The organism is Acinetobacter sp. YH12069, from assembly GCF_013419675.1.
Taxonomy (GTDB): Bacteria; Pseudomonadota; Gammaproteobacteria; order Pseudomonadales; family Moraxellaceae; genus Acinetobacter; species Acinetobacter amyesii.
In genome coordinates, this window is record NZ_VOZS01000004.1 from 1 (window position 1) to 23,931 (window position 23,931).

The window sequence follows — 23,931 nt, forward strand, 5'->3', positions numbered from 1 at the left end:
TTAGAGGAATTGCCACAAGATACGATAAGCTAAAACGTAACTATCAAAGCGCTGTTGCTTTAGCTTGTATATTTATATGGTTGCCTCTTTAGCTCAATTTATCGGCTGTAAATGTCAACACACCCTAGTCTTTAGTATAAGCGTGAAATTATCAAACTCTATTTAATTAAAAAGATTTAGAGCTCGTCGTACGTCAAGAGCAGCATGGCGATGAACTAGGTTTAGGTTCTGGTTTATTAACACAAGATTTAAAACTTGGTCAATATATTCATACCTGTATTCGTGCGAATCCAAATTTTCACTTAGCAGAAGGCGTTCACTCTGCGATTTTGATTTGCAATGGCTCAGGAATGGCGAGTTTGCTTTCACATCTAAGGCAACGCGTCGCAACGGTGCACTATCAAAACTGGTTTATTTATGGTGAACGTCAACAAGCTTTCGATGCAATTTTTGCTGATGAACTGCATGAATTACAAAACCAAGGTAAAATTGCAGAAATCGATCGGGTATTTTCTCGTGATGGATTTGCTGAAAAGTATGTGCAAGATGTCCTAGTTGTAAAAAAAGCTGAATTGATTGATTGGCTAGAGCAAGGGGCTTGTCTCTATATCTGCGGCAGTTTGAATATGGCTAAAGCGCTAGATGCCACTTTGCAAGAGATACTGGGCATTGAACAATTGCATACACTGCGTAAAGCAGGTCGTTACCGCCGTGATGTGTATTAAATAATTGACGGCTATTCAATAAATAAAGTAAAAAATCCTCCAAACGTGGGGGATTTTTTTATGTTTTTAGAATTCATTCAGCGTTTATACTTAGCATATTTTTAAAACTGTGCTAAAAAATATTCGAATGACAATTGCATATTGGATGTACAACATCTATTTTAAATTTAGCTGAAGTAACTTTTTAAACCTATTGAAAAATAACAGCTAAAATCGATAATTCATTAAATGACTCTTTTGAGAAAGTTTATTTTCTTTGACGGAGGAAATTGAAGGATTACTTTTATAAAGAGAACAACATGCTAAAAATGATCATACGCCCAGCCTGTGTAGAGGATGTTGATGCAATCGCAGCAGTCATTGGGCCATTTGTCGATGACGTTATTTGCAGTGAAGAAGGCCGTGAGCGCTTTAGGCCTCACATGCTCAAACATATTTTTGAGCGTGATTTAATTCATTATTTTGTTGCAGAAATAAATCAAGAAATCGTTGGCAATGTAGCTTATGTGCATCCTTCACATCTCATGCATTTTTTCTTGAAACCTGAATATCATGGCCAAGGTTTTGGGCGTCAAATGTGGAAGTTTATAGAACGCGAAATAATGCAGCATAAGCCTGAACATATTACGGTAAATTCGAGTTTCTATGCTTTAGAAATTTATAAAAAATTTGGCTTTGAGATTGTAGGTGAATTAACTCAGCAATGGGGAATTCACTACATACCTATGAGAAAGCAGGTAACTAAACCTATAAAATATTGAAAAATATTAAATCTTATTTAAAAATCATTAAATAAAAATTAATTTTCCAGAGCATGATGAGATAGTTTTACAAAGACATTTCATCATGACGCTTTAAATTTATCAATAATTAAGTATAGTTATACCATTAAAAAATTACTAGATTAAACAAACAATGAGAATGCATATTTTTTTAAATTCCTTACTTACGATGTATTGTTCAATTTCAATATTTATGGTCATTTTTATATATTTTTTATCTAATTGGCAAATATGGGAAAAACATTTTACATTCATTAGTTTAATATCATTCTTAATACTGGCAATTTGTTTTTACTTTAAATATAACGAAAAATTGAATGATGGTAATATTTTATTCAAGCAGTTGCCAATGAAAGTACAACTACCAATAAGAACTTCAACTATATTATTTTTAAACCTAAATTTGGGTTTTATCTTATTTATATTGGCAGTGCTTACGATAGTAATTACAGCTAATATATGGTTTTTTACACTTTGTATTTTTATTATTTGGAATGCAATAATTTGTCATCCTCATATTTGGTTTGTAGATTCAATTGATTTAAAACAAGATATAAAGAATAAAACAATTGAATTTGAGAGTCTAAGACAGGATAAAGGTGATTTTGAATATTTTAATGATGGTTTCACATATACTATAATTGGGCCTGAAATAAGCACAAAAACTATATTATGGAAAGATATTCAAAGTATAGATGTCGTACGCCAAAATATTGGAACCATTGATGAGATTCAACTCTATATATTGTGTTCAAATACAATCATTTATATTGCCGAAAATACACCGGGTTATTACTATTTCATTGATCAACTGCATCAGAATTTTCCAGAAATAGATGAAATTTGGCAAATTTCAATCATTGCAGATGATTCAGGACAACCATTCAATATTTTAAAAAAAGGCAATGGTCATTGATATGAAAAGCTATTTAGCCGTCTACGACATTGGCGCATAATTTGCTTGTTTCTACCTAATTTTTTACTGTTTGATATAACAAATTAGGAAGTTGAAGTGACTACAGGCTACTTACGTGGACAAGACTTAATTGACCAGATCCAACAACAGGATTATTCCAGAGACTTAATTGGATATCATGGTAATGTACCTCAAGTCGTATGGCCTAATCAGGCACGGATTGCTGTGCAGTTTGTGTTGAACTATGAAGAAGGTGGGGAAAACCACATCGAACATGGGGATGCAGGATCAGAACAATTCTTATCCGATATTATTGGAGCGGCCAGTTTTCCTGCCAAACATATGTCGATGGACTCGATGTATGAATATGGCTCCAGAGCAGGTTTTTGGCGGATTCATGAAGAGTTTAAAAAACGTGATTTACCCATGACGGTCTTTGGTGTCGGTATGGCTTTAGCGCGCAATCCTTATATCGTCGATGCGATCAAACAAGCCAATTATGATGTCGTTTCACATGGTCAACGCTGGTTACATTATCAGGATATGCCGATAGAGTTGGAACATCAGCACATGGATCAGGCAATTAGTGTGCTTGAAGCTTTATTTGGAAAGATGCCTATTGGTTGGTACACAGGGCGTGACAGTCCCAATACACGTCAGCTATTGGCTGAATTCCCGCAAATCAAATATGACTGTGATCACTATGGTGATGATTTACCTTTTTGGAGTCATTTGACGAATGAAAATGGTCTAACCCGTCCTCATTTAATTATTCCTTATACACTCGAAAGCAATGATATGAAGTTTTGTTCACCGGGTGGTTTCAACAGTGGTGAACAGTTTTATCAATATCTTAAAGACGCTTTTGATGTGCTATATGCAGAAGGTGAAAGCGCGCCAAAAATGTTATCGATAGGGATGCATTGTCGTATTTTAGGGCGACCAGGCCGTTTTAAAGCACTACAACGATTCTTAGATTATGTGCAATCACATGAAAAAGTCTGGATCTGTCGCCGTGGTGATATCGCGGAACATTGGTATACACATCATGCAGTCTAGTAAAAAAATATTTGGATAAAGAGGAGCTTAGCTCCTCTTTTTTTAGGCCTGTACTTAGGTAACTGACATCATAGACCTAGGTTGGCACTGATATTGCAAAACTAAATTTGAACAATCATTCAATAATTTTAGGCGATTTTATAGTGCAACTTGTTGAATTTAATAAAGCATCCGAAGCAGATGTAAAAACTTTTTTAAAGCACTGTGTGCAAATTGAAGGCTGGGCAGAACATATTGTAGCGCAGCGTCCTTATACCTGTGTCACACAAATCATAGAGCAAGCAGTAAAAGCTGCAAATGCTTGGACTTGGGATGAAATCAAAAATGCTCTAGATAACCATCCACGGATTGGTGAAAAAAAGGCACAGGCAGAATTAAGTTGTTTGGAACAACAATTTTCTAATCGAGAACAGTCTGAAATTTCAGCAGATGAAGAAACTCAATTTGCATTGCTCAAAGGCAATATCGCGTATGAGAAAAAGTATGGTTATCTCTTTTTAATCAAAGCCTCTGGCCTTAGTAGTGAAGATGTACTACAGGCACTGCAATATCGATTATTGAATGATCCTGAAACTGAAAAACGAATTGTTCATCATCAATTGGCTGAAATTGCCTTATTAAGATTAAAACAGGAGCTTAGCGCATGATTAGCTCACATATTTTAGATACCAATCTGGGTAAACCTGCAGCGAATGTCCACATTCAATTATTTAATGCACACGGAGAGTTACTAGGTTCAGCCCAAACCAATGCAGATGGTCGCGTCAATGATTTTGCGCTGAAGGACTTTACAGCAGGTGCTTATAGCCTTGAATTTGCGACTGCTGAATATTTTCAGACTTTAAATACCGAAACCTTTTTTCCAAAAGCTGTGATTCATTTTTATGTAAAAGATGCCTCACAGCATTTTCATATTCCTTTACTCATCAGCCCATTTGCATATTCAACGTATCGCGGAAGCTAAGAGCAAAGTTTAAAAATAGGGGATATAAAAATGACAGAACAAGATAAAACAGTTTCACCAGAACATGAATATTTAGGCGCAGGGAAAAGCCTTGCCTATGGACTACAGCATGTATTAACCATGTATGGCGGTATTATCGCTCCGCCATTGATTATTGGTACAGCCGCGGGACTTGAACCTGCGCAGATCGGTTTATTGATTGCGGCGGCGCTTTTTGTCGGTGGCTTGGCGACCATCCTACAAACCGTAGGTGTGAAATATATCGGTGCAAAATTACCCTTAGTACAAGGTGTTTCATTTGCAGGTGTGGCGACGATGATTGCCATAGTAACCGCAGGCGGTGGGCTTTCTGCTGTTTATGGCGCAGTGATTGTTGCATCTCTAATTGGCTTTTTTCTAGCTCCATATTTTTCAAAAATTATTCGTTTTTTCCCACCGATTGTGACTGGCTGTGTGATCACTGTGATTGGTCTTTCATTGCTGCCTGTAGCGGTACGCTGGATGATGGGGGGGGAACAATAAAGCACCAGACTGGGGAAGTGCTGAGAACATCAGTTTGGCATTTTTAACTTTGGGTATCGTGATTGCGCTGAACTTAACCCGTAATGCAACTATCCGACGTTTATCAATTTTGTTGGCCATTGTCTTCGGTACGGTGCTGGCTTATGCCTTTGGTTTTGGCGATTTTTCTAAAGTTGCAAATGGTAACTGGATTCAATTTCCAAGCTTCTTTGCTTTCGGTATGCCAACTTTTGAGTTAAGTGCCATTATTGCTATGTTGATCGTGACTTTAGTGATTATGACTGAAACGACAGCAGATATTATTGCCGTTGGGGAGATTGTTGGTACTAAAGTGGATGCTGAGCGTATTACCAATGGCTTACGTGCAGATATGTTATCTAGTGCAGCAGCGCCAATTTTCGGTTCATTCATGCAAAGTGCTTTTGCACAAAATGTCGGTTTAGTCGCGATTACAGGCGTGAAAAGTCGCTTTGTTGTCGCTGCGGGTGGAATGATTTTAGTCGTATTAGGCGTTCTACCAATTATGGGGCGACTGATTGCAGCGATTCCTGTCCCTGTATTAGGTGGTGCTGGTTTAGTTTTGTTTGGAACGGTTGCGGCAAGTGGTATTCGTACCTTGGCGAAAATTGACTATAACGAGCAAAAGAACCTCATCATTGTTGCGACTGCGATTGCAGCAGGGATGATTCCAATTATCGATCATTCTTTCTACGCAAACTTCCCGAAATGGGTGCAAACACTCTTTCATTCAGGCATTAGTTCAACTTGTTTGATGGCGATTATTTTAAATATTGTGTTCAATCATTTGAATTTATTTAAAAATAAAGAAGTGACTATGAGCAAAGATCAGGTTAAAAAACCAAGCATGGCGATAGATGTACAACATTAATCATTGGCAATCTTGGGTCTTGAACCACACGATGATTCATAGAATATAGTTTGTATAGAATAAATAAAGCCCTTTGAATTGAGGGCTTTTTTAATGCGTTATGTTTAAATTAAATAATATCAAAAGATGAAATTAATTATGTATTAACAATTGGTTAAGTGATTTTTAGTCTATTTAACTGTAAGTGTTTAAGCTAAAAATACATTAATTTGAAATGTGAATAGGCGTTTGGAACTGGAACACATCACAATTATGTCCAATGCCAATACGATCGATGACGGCAAAGCTACTGGGTGCTTCGAGTGTCAGGAGAGGATGATGCCATGTTCCTGCACGATAGTTGACTCCTTGGCTCCCATCAGTGATGAAAGCACATAGCTGTGTAAGATCAGGGCTGTGATCATCCAACGCAGGTGCAACTACCACTAAAAAAGCCTGCGCTTGCATTGGAATAAACGCTTGTGAGCCGTTGGGATGACGCTCCAACATCGAAATCGTAAAAGGCAATTCAGTGGTTTTGATATTTCTAAAGATGCTAATTCCAGCAACCGCATCACCTGAAATTTCTGTTTCCACGAGGGCATGATATCGCTCTGTATGTGTGTCATTGATGTGGAAAAAATCATGTCCAGTCGTGCAAATGACCTCTCCAAAAGGCGCAAAGCCTTCAATACTTAGAGCTTGTATTTTTATGCTATGTGTCATGTTTAGATATCTTAGTAAGGCATTTAATTAAAAAAATTGAAACCATACACATAGGAAGCACGAAGGCTTCCTATTTTATCAATATTGCAATTAAGGATGTATTTTTCCCCATAACCGTATGCGACTAATCCCCCCGTCAGGAATCATATTGATGCGGATATGCGATATTTTTTCATGCTTTAAAATCTCACTGACGAAGCTATGAATGTGATCCATCTGCATGTCTTGTGCGTCGAGCAAAAACGGCCAGAACATACTTTGCGGAATCAGTTGAGGGTCAGTGGCATCTTCCACATAGATCGCTTGTATGGAAACCTGCGCAGGGAAGTTGCCTTTAAAATGGGCAGTATCAATATCAATTTTCTCTATTGCACCAGATTGACCCAAAGCCAAAATACACCAGTCAAAACCTGGTGCACGGCGACGTTTAGTTTCCCAACCATCTCCCATATTGATACCACGACCAGGGTTAATTAAGTTTCGTGGATGTCCAAAATGAGCATCACTATAAGCAATTACGCGTCCACCATTTTCCAGTGCAACAAGGTCTAATGTGCTCGTACTGTCTTGAATTTGAACCTGAACTTCACCATAGACTTTAAATCGTGCAATACCACCGTCTGGATATATATTTAAACGTACATGGGTAAACACCTGATCATTTGAGACCTTCAATATATGGTGTTGGCTCGGGCCCAATACGGTATTGTCTAAGATATTGACCCATGCTGCCTGTGCTAGCTCACCACTTGGTGCAAAACAGGCTTCAACTGATGCGGAAGCTGGATAATTCCCTGTAAAGAATGTTGTATCAATATCTAAGGCTTGAATTCGTCCAGCAACACCGAGTTGGATGATTGCCCAATCATAACCTGCATGGCGTTTACGACGCGTTTCCCAACCATCCATCCATTTGCCATGATCATCAAATTTATCTTCGACGAAGATAGGTGCATTAAATTGAAGCATGCGTTTTGCTTCTGCAAAAAAATCATCTGAACATTCAAGTATTTTTGCACCAATACGGTCATCTGCTAAATTTGTAAGTGTCTGTAATTGTGCAGGAATATCAAAACTTGGTGCGAGTAAAGTCGCCATATATAAAATCCATTCACTATTTTCATTTAAAACATATGCATTTTGTTTTTAGTGTTAAAAATTTAACATTTGATAAAAACTAGCATTTACACGTGTTTAGAAGCACAGCGTGTGCCAACTTTAGATTTTTTTATTGTTTGTTTGAAAAAATGGCATGCTTTTCGCTTTTTAGGAGAAAGATATTTAAAAAAACACAGGGGAGTTATAGATGGACATTAGAATTATTGGTGCAGGTATGGCGGGCCTAACGACAGGGATCGCTTTGAAAAAATTTGGACACCAAGTAACCATCTATGAACAGGCAGAACAAATTTTACCTGTTGGAGCCGCTATTTCTTTATGGTCTAACGGTGTCAAATGTTTGAACTATTTGGGGCTAACCGAACAAGTCGAAAAGCTCGGTGGCAAGATGGATCACTTAGCCTATATCGATGGCTTAACGGGCGATGTTATGACGCAGTTTAGTCTGTTTCCTTTAATCGAAGAAGTTGGTCAGCGACCTTATCCAGTTTCACGTGCAGACTTACAAAATATGCTTATGAATGAGTTTGGCCGCGAAAATATTCATCTAGGAAAAAAAATGGTGAGCTTCTCAGAACAAGATGATCAAGTGATCACATGTTTTGCCGATGGAAGTGAGGTTCAGGCTGATTTATTGGTTGGCGCCGATGGTACACATTCATTGACACGGGCGTATGTATTGGGGGAACAAGTTGAGCGCCGCTATGCAGGTTATGTCAATTGGAACGGGTTAGTCGACATTTCAGAAGAATTTGCTGCGGCAGATCAATGGACGACATTTGTAGGAGAAGGTAAACGTGTTTCGCTGATGCCCGTTGCCGACAACCGATTCTATTTCTTCTTTGATGTCCCTTTAGCAGCAGGCTTAGAAAATGACCGCACACAATATAAGGCTTTATTTAAAGAATACTTTAAAGGTTGGTGTGAACCGGTGCAAAAGCTGATTGATGCTGTAGATGCCCAAAAAACCAATCGGGTAGAAATTCATGATATTGAACCTTTTGCAGATTTCTACAAAGGTCGTGTGGTGATCGTGGGTGATGCAGCACACAGTACAACGCCGGATATTGGACAAGGTGGCTGCCAAGCAATGGAAGATGCAATTTATTTAGCCCGTTCTCTGCAAATCAATACTTTAGGCTTACAAGATTCATTGCGTCGTTATCAAAATAAACGTAATGAACGTGCCAATGAATTGGTACTGCGAGCGCGTAAGCGTTGTGATGTGACCCATATGAAAGATGAAAGTGTGACGCGTGAATGGTATGCAGAACTGCGTAAAGAACAAGGCAATCATATTATGAAAGGCATTATTAGTAATATTGTAGGTAATCCATTGGATTAAAAAATAAACAGATAAAACTTTAGCTTTCAGCAGCCAGTACGGGTTATTCGCACTGGCTTTTTTTTACAAAAAAATAAGTGACAAAAAAAGCCTAAATAATGGTTTTAGGGGTTCAAAGATTTTAAATTGATCTTAATTTCTTCCATTTTTTCCACCAAAAGATTAATCATGATCTGAGAAATTCGGGAGGTTTGGCGCTTCGATGCGACACATAAAGCGATGGTTAAACTGTGTAAACCTTTTTCACGGATCGGTTTAAAAATAATCTTATTATTCTCAAGCAGTGGCAAAGCATCCATATATGACATCAAACTGATGCCTAATTGTTGCTGAACCAATGACAATATCATTCTAATGTCATTACATTCGATCTTTTGAATCGGACTAAACTTATGATGTTTATATAAAGTCTGTACATATTCACTAATAATGAGTGGATCACTCGGTAAAATATGTCGTTCATTTAACGTATCTGAAAGATAAATTTTATCCATTCCACCCAAGGTATGATGCGGCGACATCACAAAGCCCAACGGAATTTCTATAAAGGATAAAATTTCTAATTGGCTATGGCTTTTGGGATTTAAAATAATGCCAAAATCTAATTCTGCATCGACGATTTTTCTGGAAATATCTTCACTGCTATTCATGCTGATGTTGAGGTTGATCCACGGATAGGTTTCAGCCATCTTTTGAATGCAGTCGACGACAAAACTGTCATTCAAAGCCGCAATAAAGCCCATTTCAATGTTTCCACGGTTCAAACCTTGGATTTCATCAAATCGAGTTCGCGTCAGTTGATACTCTTTTTGCCATTTTAATAAATCGGCATACAGTAATTCACCTGCAAGCGTCAGTTTTAAGCCCTGAGGTAGTCGTTCAAATAGGGCAACCCCGAGTTCTTCCTCTGCCAAAACGATTTGTCGATGAACTGCCGAGACTGAAATAAAAAGTTGTTCAGCAGCTTTGCGCAGACTCCCAGTCCGTGCAACCGCCATAAAATATTCAGAAAATCTAGAAAAAGTAATCGACATACAGGCTTCAATCTCTATCGCGTGATTAGCGAATCATAATGTTATGCATTTTAAGCGATATTCATGCCAGCTTTATCAAATCAAGCAATGATGAATGTTTAATGTTCTAAAAAACAGAACAATCTATGCAAATCATTCTAATAGACAGAAATGTATTTGGATTTTAATTTCGACTTAGAAAATAAGGATTTAGCAAAATTTAAATAGCGCTAAATGCTGAAGAAATATTGAAATTGTCGAGATGAACTATGAATGCCATTCCTGTACTCAATTTATTTACCCAACCTCAGTGCAGTACATTTGATGCTAACGACTGGAATATTTTGGCGCAGCATTGGTATCCCGTTGCACGTGTAGAAGATGTTTCGATTGAACCGCAACAAGTGCAATTACTCGATGTAAAAATGGCGTTATATCAAACTGAAAGTGGAAAAATTCATTTGGTTCGTGACATCTGTCCACATCGTGGGGTGCCATTAACCAAAGGCTGGGTCAAGGGTGAAGACATTATTTGTCCATATCATGGTCTACATTATAACGGCGCAGGAAAGTGTGTAAAAATTCCCGCACAGCCAGAGCTGACTCAAATTTCAGAGCGTTTTTCATTAACTAAATTTCCAGTTGTATTGAAATATGGATTAGTGTGGACCAGTTTATTTAACCGCGATGAATCTACGGCCAATTTTCCCGATTTAGACACGTGGGATACCGAGCAGCACCAATCTATATTGCCACCTCATGTTGATATTGGAGGTTCAAGTGGACGTCAACTCGAAGGCTTTATTGATGTTGCACATTTCGCATGGGTGCATCATGAGAGCTTTGCAGACCGTGAAAATCCTAAAGTACAAAAATATTCCACAGTACGCACGGACTATGGACTACATACAGAATATCTTAGTGATGTGAGTAATTATCCGCATGGCTTACAACATTTAGCGCCAGAAGATTTTTTATGGAAAAGAACATTTGATGTCTATCCACCATTTTCAGCAATTTTAACCATCGATTTTCCTGAAAATGGGGTGTTAAAAATATTAAATGCCTGTTGTCCTGTATCGCATAATAAAACCCGTTTATTTGTGCCTTTAACTCGTAATTTTGATACCACAGGCGATTTACAAGCGGTCTATGATTTTAATGCACAAATTTTTGCTGAAGATCAGGACATGGTGGAAAGTCAAAAACCTGAGGAATTGCCACTGGATATCAGTATGGAGGCGCATTTCGAAGCAGATCGCTCATCGACAACCTATCGTCGAATATTAGCCGAATGGGGGCTAAGCAAACGTTATACCGTTTAATTTTTATTTTCGAATAATTTCATTCTTGGTTTTCATACAAAAAAAGCGACTCAATCGAGCCGCTTTTGACTTTGTACATAAAGGATTAGTTTACACGTATCCATGTTTGGCTGCGTCCAAGCGCAGATACACCAATATAGCCACGACCATTCAAGGTCTTGCCGTCATTCGACATTTTGGCATTGAAACTATAGGTTTTACCATTTTTCGGGTCAGTAATTTTACCGCCGTCATAGGTATTTTTACCGGTATTTTTCAAACCATTCACGATTTGCACACCGAGTAGTGGTTTATTGTGGAATTTACCTACACATTTTTGGCAGTTTTCTGCTTCACCCGGGGTGAGTACATCAACGATTTTTGCAGATAAAACGCCCTTTGATGTTTCATTAAATTGAACTACAGATAAAGGTTTTTTGGTTTGGTCATCGATGGTTTTCCATTTAGTACCATGCAATGGATCAGCAGCCAAAGCTAAGCTAGACACCAGTGACAAACCGATTAGGCTAAGAGTTGTTTTTATCATTTTAGAACCTCTATTGAACATAGTAAGAGATGTGCATCCCTGATCTTCCAAAGGGTGGATACACAAGACTTGGAAAATTACAAAGCATCAGCCTTGTTGTCTTCAAGGGCTATATTCACAAAAAAATAAGTATATATTGTGGATTTTATATACTGATTTTGAATATGTAGAATCTGGATCGTGTAGAAAAATAGAATAAATGTTGAGCTTTGTTTATAACATTTGGGATTTGTATCACTTTTATAAATATCAAACGCTGTTTGAGCTGAAAAATTTAGAGCTACAATCCCAAAAAAAGCCGGAGCTAAAAGGCTCATTTAAGTTTTCAATTTTTGCTCTAATCATGTTGAATTACATTAATTTGATTTGAAGCAATAACGCTAAAGAGCTATGTATAGCATTCATATTTTACAATTAAATAAAATCATTTCATTCATAGATCAGTTCTCGTTAAGCTTGTGTTATGAATAATATGAAAATGCAGCTTGTTCACTGAACGAGATTAAGTGTGTATAGGAATCACGATGAAAAATTTTAACAACAAAGTCGCAGCCATTACTGGAGCAGGTTCAGGTATTGGGCAGCAGTTAGCCATTCAACTGGCTCAATCAGGTGCGCATCTAGCATTAAGTGATCGCAACCTTGACGGTCTTGCACAAACGGCTGAAATGATTAAGCACACCGGTGTGAAAATAATTCAGACCCAATTAGATGTATCTGATCGTGCCGCTGTCGAGCAATGGGCGGCTGCAACCCAAGCTGAATTTGGCCAGGTCAATTTGATCTTTAATAATGCAGGTGTCGCGTTAGCCAGTACTGTAGAAGGTATGCATTATGATGAAATTGAGTGGATTATGAATATTAATTTCTGGGGCGTGGTATATGGGACAAAAGCATTTTTACCGTATTTAAAACAAAGTGGCGATGGACATATAGTTAATATTTCCAGCTTATTTGGTTTGACGGCTCAACCGACTCAAAGTGCCTATAATGCAACGAAGTTTGCGGTACGAGGTTTTACTGAATCTTTACGCCAAGAATTAGACTTGGAAAATGCTGGAGTCAGCGCAACTTGCGTGCATCCGGGTGGGATTCGAACCAATATTGCAAATAGCGCGCGTATGAGTGACAGTATTCGTGCGTTAGGGATGAACCCAGATAGAGCCACGAAAGCATTTAATAAAGTGCTAAAAACACCGCCTGAAGTCGCAGCAAAAGTCATTTTAGATGCGGTAAAGCAGAATAAACGTCGAGTTTTAATTGGTAATGATGCCAAAATTATTGATTTAATTCAGCGAATTGCACCTACACGTTATGCCCAAGCCATAGATCTACTTAGTGGTAAGAAAAAACGTAAATAATTCAAAGATAAGTAAAAAAGGGATGATGCAACATGATCCCTTTTTTATCCTATAGAGCTCTTAATTTCGAATATTGAATTTTTAAGTTTAAATGACAAGAAAATCAAAAAATTGAGTTTTCGATTAAACAAAGAAGATGTAGTGTTCCATCTTCTTTGTATTGGCAATGCGTTTGGACATTATGAACTTTTAGAATCTTGAGTCGTTGTCATCGGTGCTTGTGTGGCTACTCGTTTGGTCAAAATGACATGTGCAGCGACACCGATACAAATCCCCCAAAATACTGAGCTTAGCCCTAAAAAATGCATACCTGAGGCTGTCGCTAAAAAAGTGATTAGCGCCGCATCACGGTTGGCCTCATTTTTCATCGCAACGGACATGTTTGTTCCAATCGCACCTAATAACGCTAAACCTGCAAGTGCGGCGACTAACTCTTTAGGTAATAGGCTAAATAACATGACAATACTGCCTGCAAATAAGCCGCCTAAAATATAAAAAATACCATTGGCAATACCGGCTATATAACGTTTTTCTTTTAGTTCATGTGCATCTTTGCCCATACACATGGCTGCGGTAATTGACGCTAAAACAATGGTAATGCCGCCGACACATGCGACAGCGAGCGAGGCAATACTGGTCGCTGTGATAATCGGCTTGGCTGGCGTGTCATATCCACTGAGTTTCATGATCGCCATCCCCGGAAGGAATTGTCCACTCAGACTGACTAAGATTAAGGGAATCGCCAAATTTAAAGTTGAGTTCCAAGTCCAAATTGGGGCAATAAACTGTGGTATAGCGAGTTGAAAATTCACATCAACAGGATTGATTTTCCCTAATGTAAAACTCAGGACAACACCAGTTAGCAAGACCCAAATCATCGCGTAGCGTGGCGATAGTCTTTTAGAAATAAGAAAGACCAATAACATGCCAAAGACAATGATCGGCATACTATCTGTAGCAGTGAAAAGCCCAAGACCAAACTGAAATAAAATACCTGCCATCATCCCCGCAGCGACATCTTGAGGAATCCATTTTAAAAGTTTGTCAAAATAGCCAGTGATGCCGATCAAAAAAATAACGATAGCGGATGTGATATAAGCCGCTATGGCTTCATTCAGCGAAATATTCGGAAAGAGCGTGACTAAAAGAGCCGTACCAGGCGCTGACCACGCGGTAATTACCGGGGTTTTATATTTAATTGAGAGATAAATACCCGCCAGCGCTGCACCAATAGAAATGCCCCAAATCCATGAAATCATCATGGCTGGGGAGACTTGGGCTTTTTGTGCGGCTTGGAAAAAAATAATTAGTGGGCCTGAATATGAGATCAGCACGGCTAAAAATCCTGCAACCGTCGCTGAAATCGACCAATCTTCTTTTAATGTTTTTAACAGGGGTGCCATCGCTTTTGCCTCCATGCGACTATGTCAATGAGCCTGTTGAATTAAACCAATGATTTTTAGAGATTAACCTTGATCTCCACCACCAACAGGGACGACTGTTCCTGTCATATAAGATGAATCATCGGATGCCAAAAATAAGATGGCATTGACTTGTTCCTGAATTGTGCCATAGCGGCCTAAGAATGTGCGGTCAATGGTTTGATCGACCACGTCTTGCATCCATTGTTTTTCATGATCTGACAATGGGTTGGCGTTTCTAGGTACTTTTCGTGGTGGCGCTTCTGTACCACCTGTAGCTACGGCATTGACTCGAATACCATCTTTGGCATGTTCAAAAGCGAGTGCAGAGGTTAAGCCATTTACCCCACCTTTTGACGCTGAATATGGCACACGGTTAATACCACGGGTTGCAATAGAAGATACATTTACAATTGTCCCTTGCTGATTTTGAATCATTTCAGGTAACACGGCTCGGCAGCACCACATAGTTGGAAATAATGAACGATTAACTTCCTTAATGATTTCTTCTTCTGAAAACTCTTGGAAGGGCTTCATCCAAATCGCACCGCCAACGTTATTGATTAAGATATCAATTCGGCCATATTTTTCAATGGCTTGAGCAGCAACTGCATGAGCGCCTGCAAATGTTTCAAGGTTGGCTTTAACAATAATGGCATCGCCATTGTGGGCTTGAATATCGTTCAGCGTCTCTTCAACAAAATCTGAGAGATCTGCCAATACCACTTGAGCACCTTCTCGGGCCACTTGAAGGGCGACTCCACGACCGATACCTTGAGCGGCACCGGTTACGATGACAACTTTATTGTTAAATCTGGCTTGTTCTGACATTAAACTATTCTCCCTTAATTCGCTGAGAATTTTTCAAACAAGAAGTTTGCAGGTTTAACGCCTTCGGTATCTAACCAGCCACGTACCGCTTCGACCATCGGCACAGGACCACAGAGGTAAATATCTACATCGCCATTGTTTAACCAATCTTTTTCAACATGACTGGTCACATAGCCTTTACGTTCATGCTGTGACTCAGGGTGAGCGACCACAGTACGGTATTCGAACCATGGGAGTTTGCTTTGTAATTCATCGAGTTTGTCTTTAGCTACGATGTCAAAGTCATTGGTTACGCCAAATACAAGACGAACAGGTTGCTCAGACCCTTTTTCTTCAAGCACTTGTAGCATGGACATAAACGGCGCAATACCTGTACCACCTGCAAGCATGACCACAGGACGGACAACATTACGTAGATAAAAACTACCAAAAGGTCCTTTGAAGGTCATTTTGTCGCCAGCTTTCGCATCGGCACTCAGGAAGGTACTCATTTTTCCTTCAGGGACATTACGAACCACGAAGCCTGTTAAGCGATTGCCCGGCTTTGAACTAAACGAATATGAACGAGTTTCTTCAGTCCCCGGAATGCCGACATTGACGTATTGACCTGCCAAGAAGTTAATGTCCGGTTGACCTTCATCCAGTTGAATATCAAAGGTAATCGTAGAATCCGACATATTTTCAACACGAGACAATGTGCCTTGAAACTCATGAATTTCAGTTTTACACACGTCAGATGATGCACTGATTTGGAAAACAGCATCTGAACTTGGACGACATTGGCAAGCTAAAATATAACCTTGCTCAGCTTCTTCGGGGGTTAAAGCGTCTTCGATATAAGATTCTTCAGGCATGTCGTAAGTACCCGACTCACAAAATGCACGGCATGTCCCACAGGCGCCATCACGGCAATCTAGTGGGATATTGATTTTTTGACGATAGGCTGCGTCGGAGAGGGTTTCACCTTGAGCAACACTAATAAAACGAGTAACGCCATCTTCAAATTGAAGTGCAACATTATGGTTTGACATGGCTGAATATCCTTTTGAAAATCTGGTATAACGTGTCCTTTCAGCCAAATATCCTTCTGGCTGAAAGTTAAACCTTGCTTAGTGAAATAAGCTTTTAGAGGTGATAAATATCAATCACTTGGTTGATATAATCGTTTTTCAGAACAACATATTTGCTGAGGATTTTTGGCTGCTCACCTGAAAAATCAATTTCATAACGTGACATGCCAAAGTAGCTATAGTTGGTTTTGTAGCGGAAACTTAAGGTGTTCCAGTTAAAACGCACAGTTACTTTGTCGCCATCACGTTCAATAATCTCGACGTTATTAATGTTATGGCTGGTTCGGGTATCTGGCATCGTGGCAGATGAACGCTCTGTTTTAATGCGGAAGACACGGTCTTCTAAACCTTGACGGTCTGGATAATAAATCAAAGAAATCTCAGACTGAGGATCTTCTGTCAGGCGGTCATCGTCATCCCAAGCAGGCATCCAAAATGATGCAGATGGGGCATAGCACTCTAGCCATTCATCCCACTGTTCATCATCTAAAAAACGCGCTTCGCGGTAGAGGAACTGAGATACAGCTTCAATGCTTACGCTGTCTAAATGTGCAGTTGCATTCATGCGACATCTCCTTGTTCATTTGCGACTTGTTCAGCTAGTTCTTTTTCTTCAGCGATGGCATGTTTCATGGTTTTTAACCAATATTGATGCTGAGCAAGGTAAAGACCTTCATCTTCGGTTTTGATGCCACTTAATAGCGGTTTTAAACCAATTTCATTGGCTGCATCATCTGGTCCATGAATCCAGTGTTTTGAACCACGGCACATGTCGTTCCATTCCAGCTCAATTCCTGCATAACCTGCTTGGCAGGCACGGAATTCTTCTAAATCATCAGGTGTTGCCATGCCTGAAGCATTAAAGAAGTCTTCATATTGACGAATACGACGTGTACGTGCTTCTGGCTCTTCACCGACAGGGGCGATACAGTAAATGGTGACTTCAGTTTTATTGACAGAAATCGGGCGTAAAACTCGAATTTGTGAACCGAATTGATCCATCAAATAAACGTTTGGATAAAGACATAAGTTACGTGAACGTTCGATCATCCATTTCGACATCGGCGCGCCGAATTTTTCGGTATATTCATCGGCTTTGCTAAAGTTTGGACGGTCTTCTGGGTTAGCCCATTGCGTCCATAACAACATGTGACCACTGTCAAAACCATAAGAACCACCACCTTGCTTGCCCCAAGAACCCGCACTCATGGCACGAATATTATCCGCTGCTTGTGCTTCTTTACGGTGCTGTGTGGTGGCTGCATAGTTCCAATGCACGGCTGAAACGTGATAGCCATCTGCGCCATTTTCAGCTGTCAGTTTCCAGTTACCTTCATAGGTATAGGTAGATGAACCACGTAAAACTTCTAAACCATTTTCCGACTGACCTTCGATCATGTCTATAATTTTGGTGGTTTCACCTAAGAATTCTACTAGACTTGGCACATCAGGATTTAAGCTGCCAAATAAAAAGCCTTTATAACTTTCAAAGCGTGCGACTTTTTTCAAGTCATGTGAACCATCTTGGTTAAAGCAATCTGAATAACCCGCTTCGGCAGGGTCTTTAACTTTGAGTAATTTACCTGAGTTATTAAAGGTCCAACCATGGAATGGACAGGTATACGTCGCTTTGTTGCCTTTTTTATAACGACATAACTGTGCACCACGGTGTGAGCAGGCATTGATCATGGCATTCAGTTCACCATTACGGTTACGTGCAATGATGATCGGCTGGCGACCAATATGAGTCGTGTAATAATCATTGTTATTTGGAATTTGGCTTTCATGTGCCAAATACACCCAGTTACCTTCAAAAATGTATTTCATTTCAAGATCAAACAACGCTTGATCGGTAAATACTGAGCGGTGCAGTTTAAATTCACCAGTGTCAAAATTATCGACAAGAAGTTCATCAATACGATCTAGATGGCTGGTGTTAATTACAGGAATACGTGGCATGTCCATTCTCCGACTGTCCAATGAGGGGATAGTCGCCGAGTTGTCATACTAGGATGAGGCAGCTCGGCTTCCTTTGAGTGAGTAATTAAGCGCTAGCGCGTCGACGATCAACTTCAGTATTTGGTGCTGCAGCTTGTTCTTTAACTAACTCAACATTAAAGCTAATGTGTTTAAACGGCTGGTTTAGACCACGACGTGCAATTTCAGCTTCGTCTGTGATATCAACAGCAGTTGCCACCAGACCATCACGAGTTGCAAAGGCAAAGTCGTCCCAAAGGTATTTGTCACCTTCGATGTTGAATTGAGTGGTTAACTTGCGGTAACCCGGTGCAGAGATAAAATAATGTACATGTGATGGACGGTTACCATGACGGCCTAATTTGTCTAAAACAAATTGGGTTGTGCCTTCTGGAGGACAGCCATAACCAACTGGCATCGTAGTTTGTGCAACATATTTACCGTCTTGGTCAGAAAGAATGGTACGGCGAAGGTTGAAGTCAGATTGAGACTTATCAAAGAAAGAATAGTTACCTAGGCTGTTGGCATGCCAAATTTCAACTTTAGCGCCTTCAATGATGTTGCCTTCGGTATCTGTTACTGTACCTTCAATAAACAGAGTTGGAATTTTATCGGTTTCCGTACCATCATCCATACGAGCAAAGCCCACTGATTCAGGTGCGCCAGCCACATATAAAGGGCCTTCAATGGTACGTGGTGTACCACCTGTAATACCTGCTTTCGCATCAGCTTCATCGGCACGTAAATCTAGATAGTGCTCTAAACCTAAACCAGCGGCTAAAAGACCTAATTCGTTCGCTTGACCCGCATCTGTAAAATACTCTAGACCTTTCCATAGTTCAGTTTGAGTAATATCTAGATCTTCAATCGCTTGGAATAAATCACCCAATAAACGTACCACAACTTGTTGTACACGTTGGTCAACAGGCCCTGTCGCTGTATCTACGTTCATTTGTTTAACCAGAACATCAATCTCTTGACGGTTCATACTATATCTCCTTAAGTATGCATTTAAGTATGGGTGGCTATCACTCGATAAAAGAGGTCTTTGGCTGCCACGTTCCTTGTTTGGTTGTCTAACAATACTTTTTAAGTTGTTTCGTGTAGCGGCTGAAGTTTCTTTCAGGGAATGGGCTACACGATGTTTTTGATCTGTTGGATGGGATTAAAGTTGCTTAATCCTGTCTATGTGATATACCTTAAAAGAATAAAATCTTCACGTCGAAGATCAAATTTGCATTTTATTATACTTAATAGGTATCGAAAGCTATGGAACTAAGACACTTAAGATACTTTGTCGCGGTGGTTGAAGAGCAGAGTTTTACCAAAGCGGCAGAAAAACTATATATAGCTCAACCACCTTTGAGTCGGCAGATTCAAAATTTGGAACATGAGCTTGGAATTCAGTTATTTGAACGCGGTAGCCGTCCGCTTAAGACCACAGAAGCAGGCCAATTTTTTTATCATCATGCTTTAAAACTTTTGTCTAATGCAGAAGAAATTAAATCGATGACGAAACGAATCGGTTTGACAGAAAGAACAGTGACAATCGGTTTTGTGAGCTCTTTATTGTTTGGTTTACTCTCGAATATTTTGTATTTATTCAAACAACAACATCCACATTTAAAAATAGAAATGGAGGAAATGGCCACCACTGAACAAATCAAAGCATTAAAAGAAGGCCGTATAGATGTCGGCTTTGGGCGTTTACGTATTTCAGACCCTGCAATTAAACGGGTTTTACTGCGTGAAGAACGCTTAGTAGTTGCCTTACACGCTAGTCATCCTTTGGCACAAAAAAAGGAAGGAGTCTATCTTGCAGATCTGATCGATCAACAATTGATTTTTTACCCAAATCACAACAAACCAAACTTTTCTACCCAAGTGCGTGGCATATTTTCAGAGTATGGTTTGGAACCTAAAAAAGTACGCGAAGTACGTGAATTACAACTGGCTCTAGGCTTTGTTGCAGCTAATGAAGGGGTTTGTATCACTCCAATGAGTGCCCAAAGTGTGCAATTAACACATTTAACCTTTGTTCCTATCTTAGATGAAGCCGCGATTAGCCCTGTATTTATGGCTGTACGTAATATGGATGAAAGCGAAGATATTCGTGGTTTATTTGATAGTGTTTATCAAGTATATGATTTAGAAGCGATTCCTTATGATCGTGCTGTGTTTTGAGTATGCTGTCGCTAGACGTTCAGATGAACTGCACATATGAAATGATCTATTTAAATAAAGCGGAATCAAGGGATTAATTTGTATTCAACTTTTTAGGTATACAAACATGCCTAATCGGTTTTGGACATTAAGCACCAACTTATTCATTGTGAAAAGCGAATTTTACAAGCTTCACAATTAGGAGGTGGGCTATGCAAAACCAGAAAATTAATATTAATACCTTGGTTGATGAAGCCAAATTTACGCCATTTCATTGGGGTGTTTTGATTTGGTGTCTTTTGATTATTATTTTTGACGGTTATGACTTGGTGATCTATGGCGTTGCCTTACCGTTGTTGATGCAAGAATGGTCCTTATCTGCAGTACAAGCCGGTTTACTGGCAAGTACGGCTTTATTTGGCATGATGTTTGGTGCCATGTGTTTTGGCACACTGTCCGATAAAATTGGTCGTAAAAAAACCATTATGATCTGTGTCGGTATCTTTAGTGGTTTTACCTTCTGTGGCGCTTTTGCAAGTACCCCAGTCGAGTTTGGTGTTTTACGTTTTCTTGCCGGTCTAGGCATCGGTGGTGTTATGCCGAACGTTGTGGCATTAATGACAGAATACGCGCCAAAACGTATACGAAGCACCTTGGTTGCACTAATGTTTAGTGGTTATGCCATTGGTGGTATGGCTTCAGCATTATTGGGTGCTTGGTTAGTGCCTGTATATGGCTGGAAAATCATGTTTTATATTGCGATTATTCCATGTCTTGCATTGCCTGTAATTTGGAAATTCCTCCCTGAGTCATTGATGTATTTAACCTCAAAGCATCAAACAGATACGACTCGAACGATTGTCTCTAAAATTGCCCCTGAACAAGTCCTCACAACGGATACGCAATTTGTACTCAATGAAGTTTCTGAAGAAGACAAAGCACCGTTAAAAGCATTATTTCAACAAGGCCGTAGTTTCAGTACGTTCATGTTCTGGATTGCATTTTTCATGTGCTTATTGATGGTTTATGCACTTGGAAGCTGGTTACCAAAATTGATGATTCAAGCTGGCTATTCGCTTGGTGCAAGTATGATTTTCCTCTTTGCACTGAATATAGGTGGAATGGTAGGTGCTATTGGTGGTGGTGCTTTTGCAGACCGATTCCATATCAAAAAAGTACTGAGCATCATGTTCATGTGTGGCGCGTTGGCTTTAATCTTACTGGGCTTTAACAGTCCGCAAATGGTTCTGTATACCTTAATTGCTGTTGCAGGTGCAGCTACCATCGGTTCGCAAATCCTACTTTATACCTTTGTCGCACAATACTACCCAACCACAGTACGTTCTACAGGTATGGGTTGGGCATCGGGGATTGGACGAATTGGTGCAATCGTTGGACCGGTACTTACTGGTGCGCTTTTAACCATGAATTTACCGCATCAAATGAACTTCTTGGTGATTGCCATTCCGGGTGTCATAGCTGCATTAGCAATCTTTATGGTGAATTTGCAAGCGTCTGTAGAGGCGTCTACTCAAGGTCAATCGCCAAAGCTCAATACGCAAGCCATCAAAAATCCAGCAAATTAAGCTGTCATTTAAAGATTTAACATTACCCCAAAATTTTAAGTTTCCAGGCCCTGATGCACAGCATGAGGGCTAGTGGGAAATTGTGACAAAAAATAAGGAAAGGGCATTGCCCAAATCGAGGTCAGGATGAAAACTCAAAAGCTAAATTTAGTCAAAAAAACCTTTAAAATTAAACCGATGATACTAGCTTGTGCAGTCGCGTTCCCCATGTGGACACATGCGGCAGTCAGCGAAGCTGAAGTTGAACAGTTGCGTGATGAAGTCAAAGCATTAAAAGCCATGATGCAGCAATATGTTCAGCAGCAAAACACTTTATCGAGTGAAATCAAAGACGTAAAACAAGGATCTGTAGTTGCTGCGCAGAATCAAAAACCGACTCAAACACCGAGCCTGAGTTTAAATACCAAATCGGGCGCTGAGTTTAGCTTGTATGGCAATGTGCGAGCAGATGCATCTTATCAGACAGAAGGCGGCAGCTTATCTCGCCTGTATAACCAAATGAATAGTGTTCCGCTAGAAGGGAATGCTGAAAGTTCAGATCGTTTAAAAGCAACACTTGCTGCCACACGTTTAGGACTAGACTTTAAAACGCCGACTCAAGTGGGAGATGTAGGTGGTAAAATTGAAGTCGACTTTTTGGGTGCGAATGATGGACTACGTATTCGTCATGCCTATTTAACCTATGGTGATTGGTTGGTGGGGCAAACATGGTCTAACTTTGCTGTACCTGATTATATGCCTGAAACCATTGATGCATTGGGCTATGTCGGTGGTGCTGTTAAACGTACATCGCAAGTTCGCTATAGTCACAAATTTAGTCCAGAGACAAATCTTGTACTCGCTGCCGAAGATTCTAAGGATGACAGTTCAAACATGCGTTTGCCTGCATTAACAGCGCGTTTAAACCATAAAATGACAGATACGCTGATGTTAAGCGCACGTGCGATGGGTGCTGAAAAGAAAACGGATACGGATACAGAAACCGCATGGGGGCTTGGTCTGGGCGCAAAACTAGATTTGACGGATAAAACAGTGCTCAAGGCGGATTATTACCATGTCAAAGGCGACAGTAGTTTTGTGTCATGGACCAACCAAGGCTTTGTCACTAATGCGGATAAAGACATCATCGCCACCAATGAATTTGACTCGATTACAGTAGGTTTAACTCAACAAATTTCAGCACAATGGCGCGGAACATTGGGCTATGGTTATATGAAAGCAGATAATAATGCTGATTATGTCAACTCATTAGTCGATAAAACCAAGGCCAATAAAAACTTGTGGCAAGCATGGGCAAATGTATTTTACAGCCCTGTTAAGCCGATTAGTTTAGGTCTGGAATATGTCTATGGTGAACGTGAAGCTTTTGGTGCTGCGCCAAATGGCAGTACCAAGGGTGAAGATAACCGAATCAATGCGGTCGCGATGTACAACTTCTAATGCCGTTACAGAGAATTGTTTAATTTAAATTGCCTTAGAAATTTCAATATCAATTTAACGAGAGTGTGATTGAAAGTATGTTCAGGATTTGACATCTAACTTTCCGAAAATCTTTCAATGCGTACTCTCAATCCATACACGCCCTTGATCTTTATCGATTGAGGGCTTTTATCTTATTTAGAAACTTTTATT

General features: G+C 39.7%; 22 protein-coding genes and 2 pseudogenes. 14 read left to right on the forward strand and 10 right to left on the reverse strand.

The annotated features are described in order from the left end of the window. From FTU16_RS02810 to FTU16_RS02845, 8 genes and pseudogenes are all read left to right on the forward strand, one after another. Positions 1-92, forward strand: a pseudogene (locus FTU16_RS02810) (IS5/IS1182 family transposase); the annotation flags it as partial. A 237-nt stretch (positions 93-329) separates the two neighbouring features. Continuing rightward, positions 330-725, forward strand: a complete 396-nt coding sequence (locus tag FTU16_RS02815; protein WP_257227080.1) for a hypothetical protein — start codon at positions 330-332, stop codon at positions 723-725. A gap of 308 nt (positions 726-1,033) precedes the next feature. After that, positions 1,034-1,486 carry a GNAT family N-acetyltransferase gene (locus tag FTU16_RS02820; RefSeq protein ID WP_180162743.1) on the forward strand — a complete coding sequence of 151 codons (453 nt, stop codon included), beginning with the start codon at positions 1,034-1,036 and terminating at the stop codon, positions 1,484-1,486. 370 nt (positions 1,487-1,856) lie between these two features. Then, a complete protein-coding gene (locus FTU16_RS02825) occupies positions 1,857-2,423 on the forward strand; it encodes a hypothetical protein (RefSeq protein WP_180162651.1) in 567 nt (188 codons plus the stop codon). A 96-nt stretch (positions 2,424-2,519) separates the two neighbouring features. Continuing rightward, positions 2,520-3,482, forward strand: a complete 963-nt coding sequence (puuE, locus tag FTU16_RS02830; RefSeq protein ID WP_180162652.1) for an allantoinase PuuE — start codon at positions 2,520-2,522, stop codon at positions 3,480-3,482. Between the two features lie 143 nt (positions 3,483-3,625). Beyond that, a complete protein-coding gene (gene uraD, locus FTU16_RS02835; protein WP_180054671.1) occupies positions 3,626-4,129 on the forward strand; it encodes a 2-oxo-4-hydroxy-4-carboxy-5-ureidoimidazoline decarboxylase in 504 nt (167 codons plus the stop codon). After that, positions 4,126-4,446: a hydroxyisourate hydrolase gene (gene uraH / locus FTU16_RS02840; RefSeq protein ID WP_168379624.1), complete on the forward strand. Its 321-nt coding sequence runs from the start codon at positions 4,126-4,128 to the stop codon at positions 4,444-4,446. Before uraD ends, uraH begins: the two co-directional genes overlap by 4 nt. Before the next feature lie 30 nt (positions 4,447-4,476). Continuing rightward, a pseudogene (locus FTU16_RS02845) lies at positions 4,477-5,857 on the forward strand (nucleobase:cation symporter-2 family protein). Positions 5,858-6,061: 204 nt separating this feature from the next. On the opposite strand, the gene FTU16_RS02850 reads toward FTU16_RS02845, so the two are convergent. After that, positions 6,062-6,562 carry an ureidoglycolate lyase gene (locus tag FTU16_RS02850; protein WP_180022856.1) on the reverse strand — a complete coding sequence of 167 codons (501 nt, stop codon included), beginning with the start codon at positions 6,560-6,562 and terminating at the stop codon, positions 6,062-6,064. 90 nt (positions 6,563-6,652) lie between these two features. Beyond that, positions 6,653-7,660, reverse strand: a complete 1,008-nt coding sequence (alc, locus tag FTU16_RS02855) for an allantoicase (RefSeq protein ID WP_180162653.1) — start codon at positions 7,658-7,660, stop codon at positions 6,653-6,655. 208 nt (positions 7,661-7,868) lie between these two features. Here alc and hpxO point away from each other — a divergent pair, with 208 nt between their 5' ends. After that, complete coding sequence (gene hpxO / locus FTU16_RS02860) at positions 7,869-9,026, forward strand: FAD-dependent urate hydroxylase HpxO (RefSeq protein ID WP_180162654.1); 1,158 nt, start codon at positions 7,869-7,871, stop codon at positions 9,024-9,026. Between the two features lie 104 nt (positions 9,027-9,130). On the opposite strand, the gene FTU16_RS02865 is transcribed toward hpxO, so the two are convergent. Continuing rightward, a complete protein-coding gene (locus tag FTU16_RS02865) occupies positions 9,131-10,060 on the reverse strand; it encodes a LysR family transcriptional regulator (protein WP_078190745.1) in 930 nt (309 codons plus the stop codon). 248 nt (positions 10,061-10,308) lie between these two features. On the opposite strand from FTU16_RS02865, the gene FTU16_RS02870 reads away from it, so the two are divergent. Next, positions 10,309-11,364, forward strand: coding sequence for an aromatic ring-hydroxylating dioxygenase subunit alpha (locus FTU16_RS02870; RefSeq protein WP_180008136.1), 1,056 nt, complete (start codon positions 10,309-10,311; stop codon positions 11,362-11,364). A gap of 85 nt (positions 11,365-11,449) precedes the next feature. Here the strand turns inward: FTU16_RS02870 and FTU16_RS02875 are convergent, their stop codons facing one another. Then, positions 11,450-11,890, reverse strand: coding sequence for a DUF2147 domain-containing protein (locus tag FTU16_RS02875; protein WP_168379617.1), 441 nt, complete (start codon positions 11,888-11,890; stop codon positions 11,450-11,452). Positions 11,891-12,414: 524 nt separating this feature from the next. On the opposite strand from FTU16_RS02875, the gene FTU16_RS02880 reads away from it, so the two are divergent. Continuing rightward, positions 12,415-13,251: an SDR family oxidoreductase gene (locus FTU16_RS02880; RefSeq protein ID WP_180035226.1), complete on the forward strand. Its 837-nt coding sequence runs from the start codon at positions 12,415-12,417 to the stop codon at positions 13,249-13,251. 179 nt (positions 13,252-13,430) lie between these two features. On the opposite strand, the gene benE is transcribed toward FTU16_RS02880, so the two are convergent. The 6 genes from benE to catA form a co-directional block, all read right to left on the reverse strand. Next, positions 13,431-14,654 (reverse strand): benzoate/H(+) symporter BenE, encoded by a 1,224-nt coding sequence (gene benE / locus FTU16_RS02885; RefSeq protein WP_180162655.1) that lies wholly within the window; start codon positions 14,652-14,654, stop codon positions 13,431-13,433. 63 nt (positions 14,655-14,717) lie between these two features. After that, positions 14,718-15,503, reverse strand: coding sequence for a benzoate diol dehydrogenase BenD (gene benD, locus FTU16_RS02890; RefSeq protein WP_180162656.1), 786 nt, complete (start codon positions 15,501-15,503; stop codon positions 14,718-14,720). Positions 15,504-15,517: 14 nt separating this feature from the next. After that, a complete protein-coding gene (benC, locus tag FTU16_RS02895; RefSeq protein ID WP_078190731.1) occupies positions 15,518-16,534 on the reverse strand; it encodes a benzoate 1,2-dioxygenase electron transfer component BenC in 1,017 nt (338 codons plus the stop codon). Positions 16,535-16,628: 94 nt separating this feature from the next. Next, positions 16,629-17,138 carry a benzoate 1,2-dioxygenase small subunit gene (gene benB / locus FTU16_RS02900; RefSeq protein ID WP_180128009.1) on the reverse strand — a complete coding sequence of 170 codons (510 nt, stop codon included), beginning with the start codon at positions 17,136-17,138 and terminating at the stop codon, positions 16,629-16,631. Next, positions 17,135-18,532, reverse strand: coding sequence for a benzoate 1,2-dioxygenase large subunit (gene benA, locus FTU16_RS02905; protein WP_168379611.1), 1,398 nt, complete (start codon positions 18,530-18,532; stop codon positions 17,135-17,137). Before benA ends, benB begins: the two co-directional genes overlap by 4 nt. Positions 18,533-18,617: 85 nt before the next feature. Then, positions 18,618-19,538, reverse strand: a complete 921-nt coding sequence (gene catA, locus FTU16_RS02910) for a catechol 1,2-dioxygenase (RefSeq protein ID WP_078193335.1) — start codon at positions 19,536-19,538, stop codon at positions 18,618-18,620. 281 nt (positions 19,539-19,819) lie between these two features. Between catA and FTU16_RS02915 the strand changes: the two genes are divergently transcribed. The 3 genes from FTU16_RS02915 (at position 19,820) to FTU16_RS02925 (ending at position 23,739) form a co-directional block, all read left to right on the forward strand. Beyond that, positions 19,820-20,734 carry a LysR family transcriptional regulator gene (locus tag FTU16_RS02915; protein WP_180022865.1) on the forward strand — a complete coding sequence of 305 codons (915 nt, stop codon included), beginning with the start codon at positions 19,820-19,822 and terminating at the stop codon, positions 20,732-20,734. 191 nt (positions 20,735-20,925) lie between these two features. Beyond that, a complete protein-coding gene (locus FTU16_RS02920) occupies positions 20,926-22,299 on the forward strand; it encodes an MFS transporter (RefSeq protein WP_180162657.1) in 1,374 nt (457 codons plus the stop codon). Between the two features lie 126 nt (positions 22,300-22,425). Beyond that, positions 22,426-23,739, forward strand: a complete 1,314-nt coding sequence (locus FTU16_RS02925; protein ID WP_180162658.1) for a DcaP family trimeric outer membrane transporter — start codon at positions 22,426-22,428, stop codon at positions 23,737-23,739. Positions 23,740-23,931: the final 192 nt, after the last annotated feature.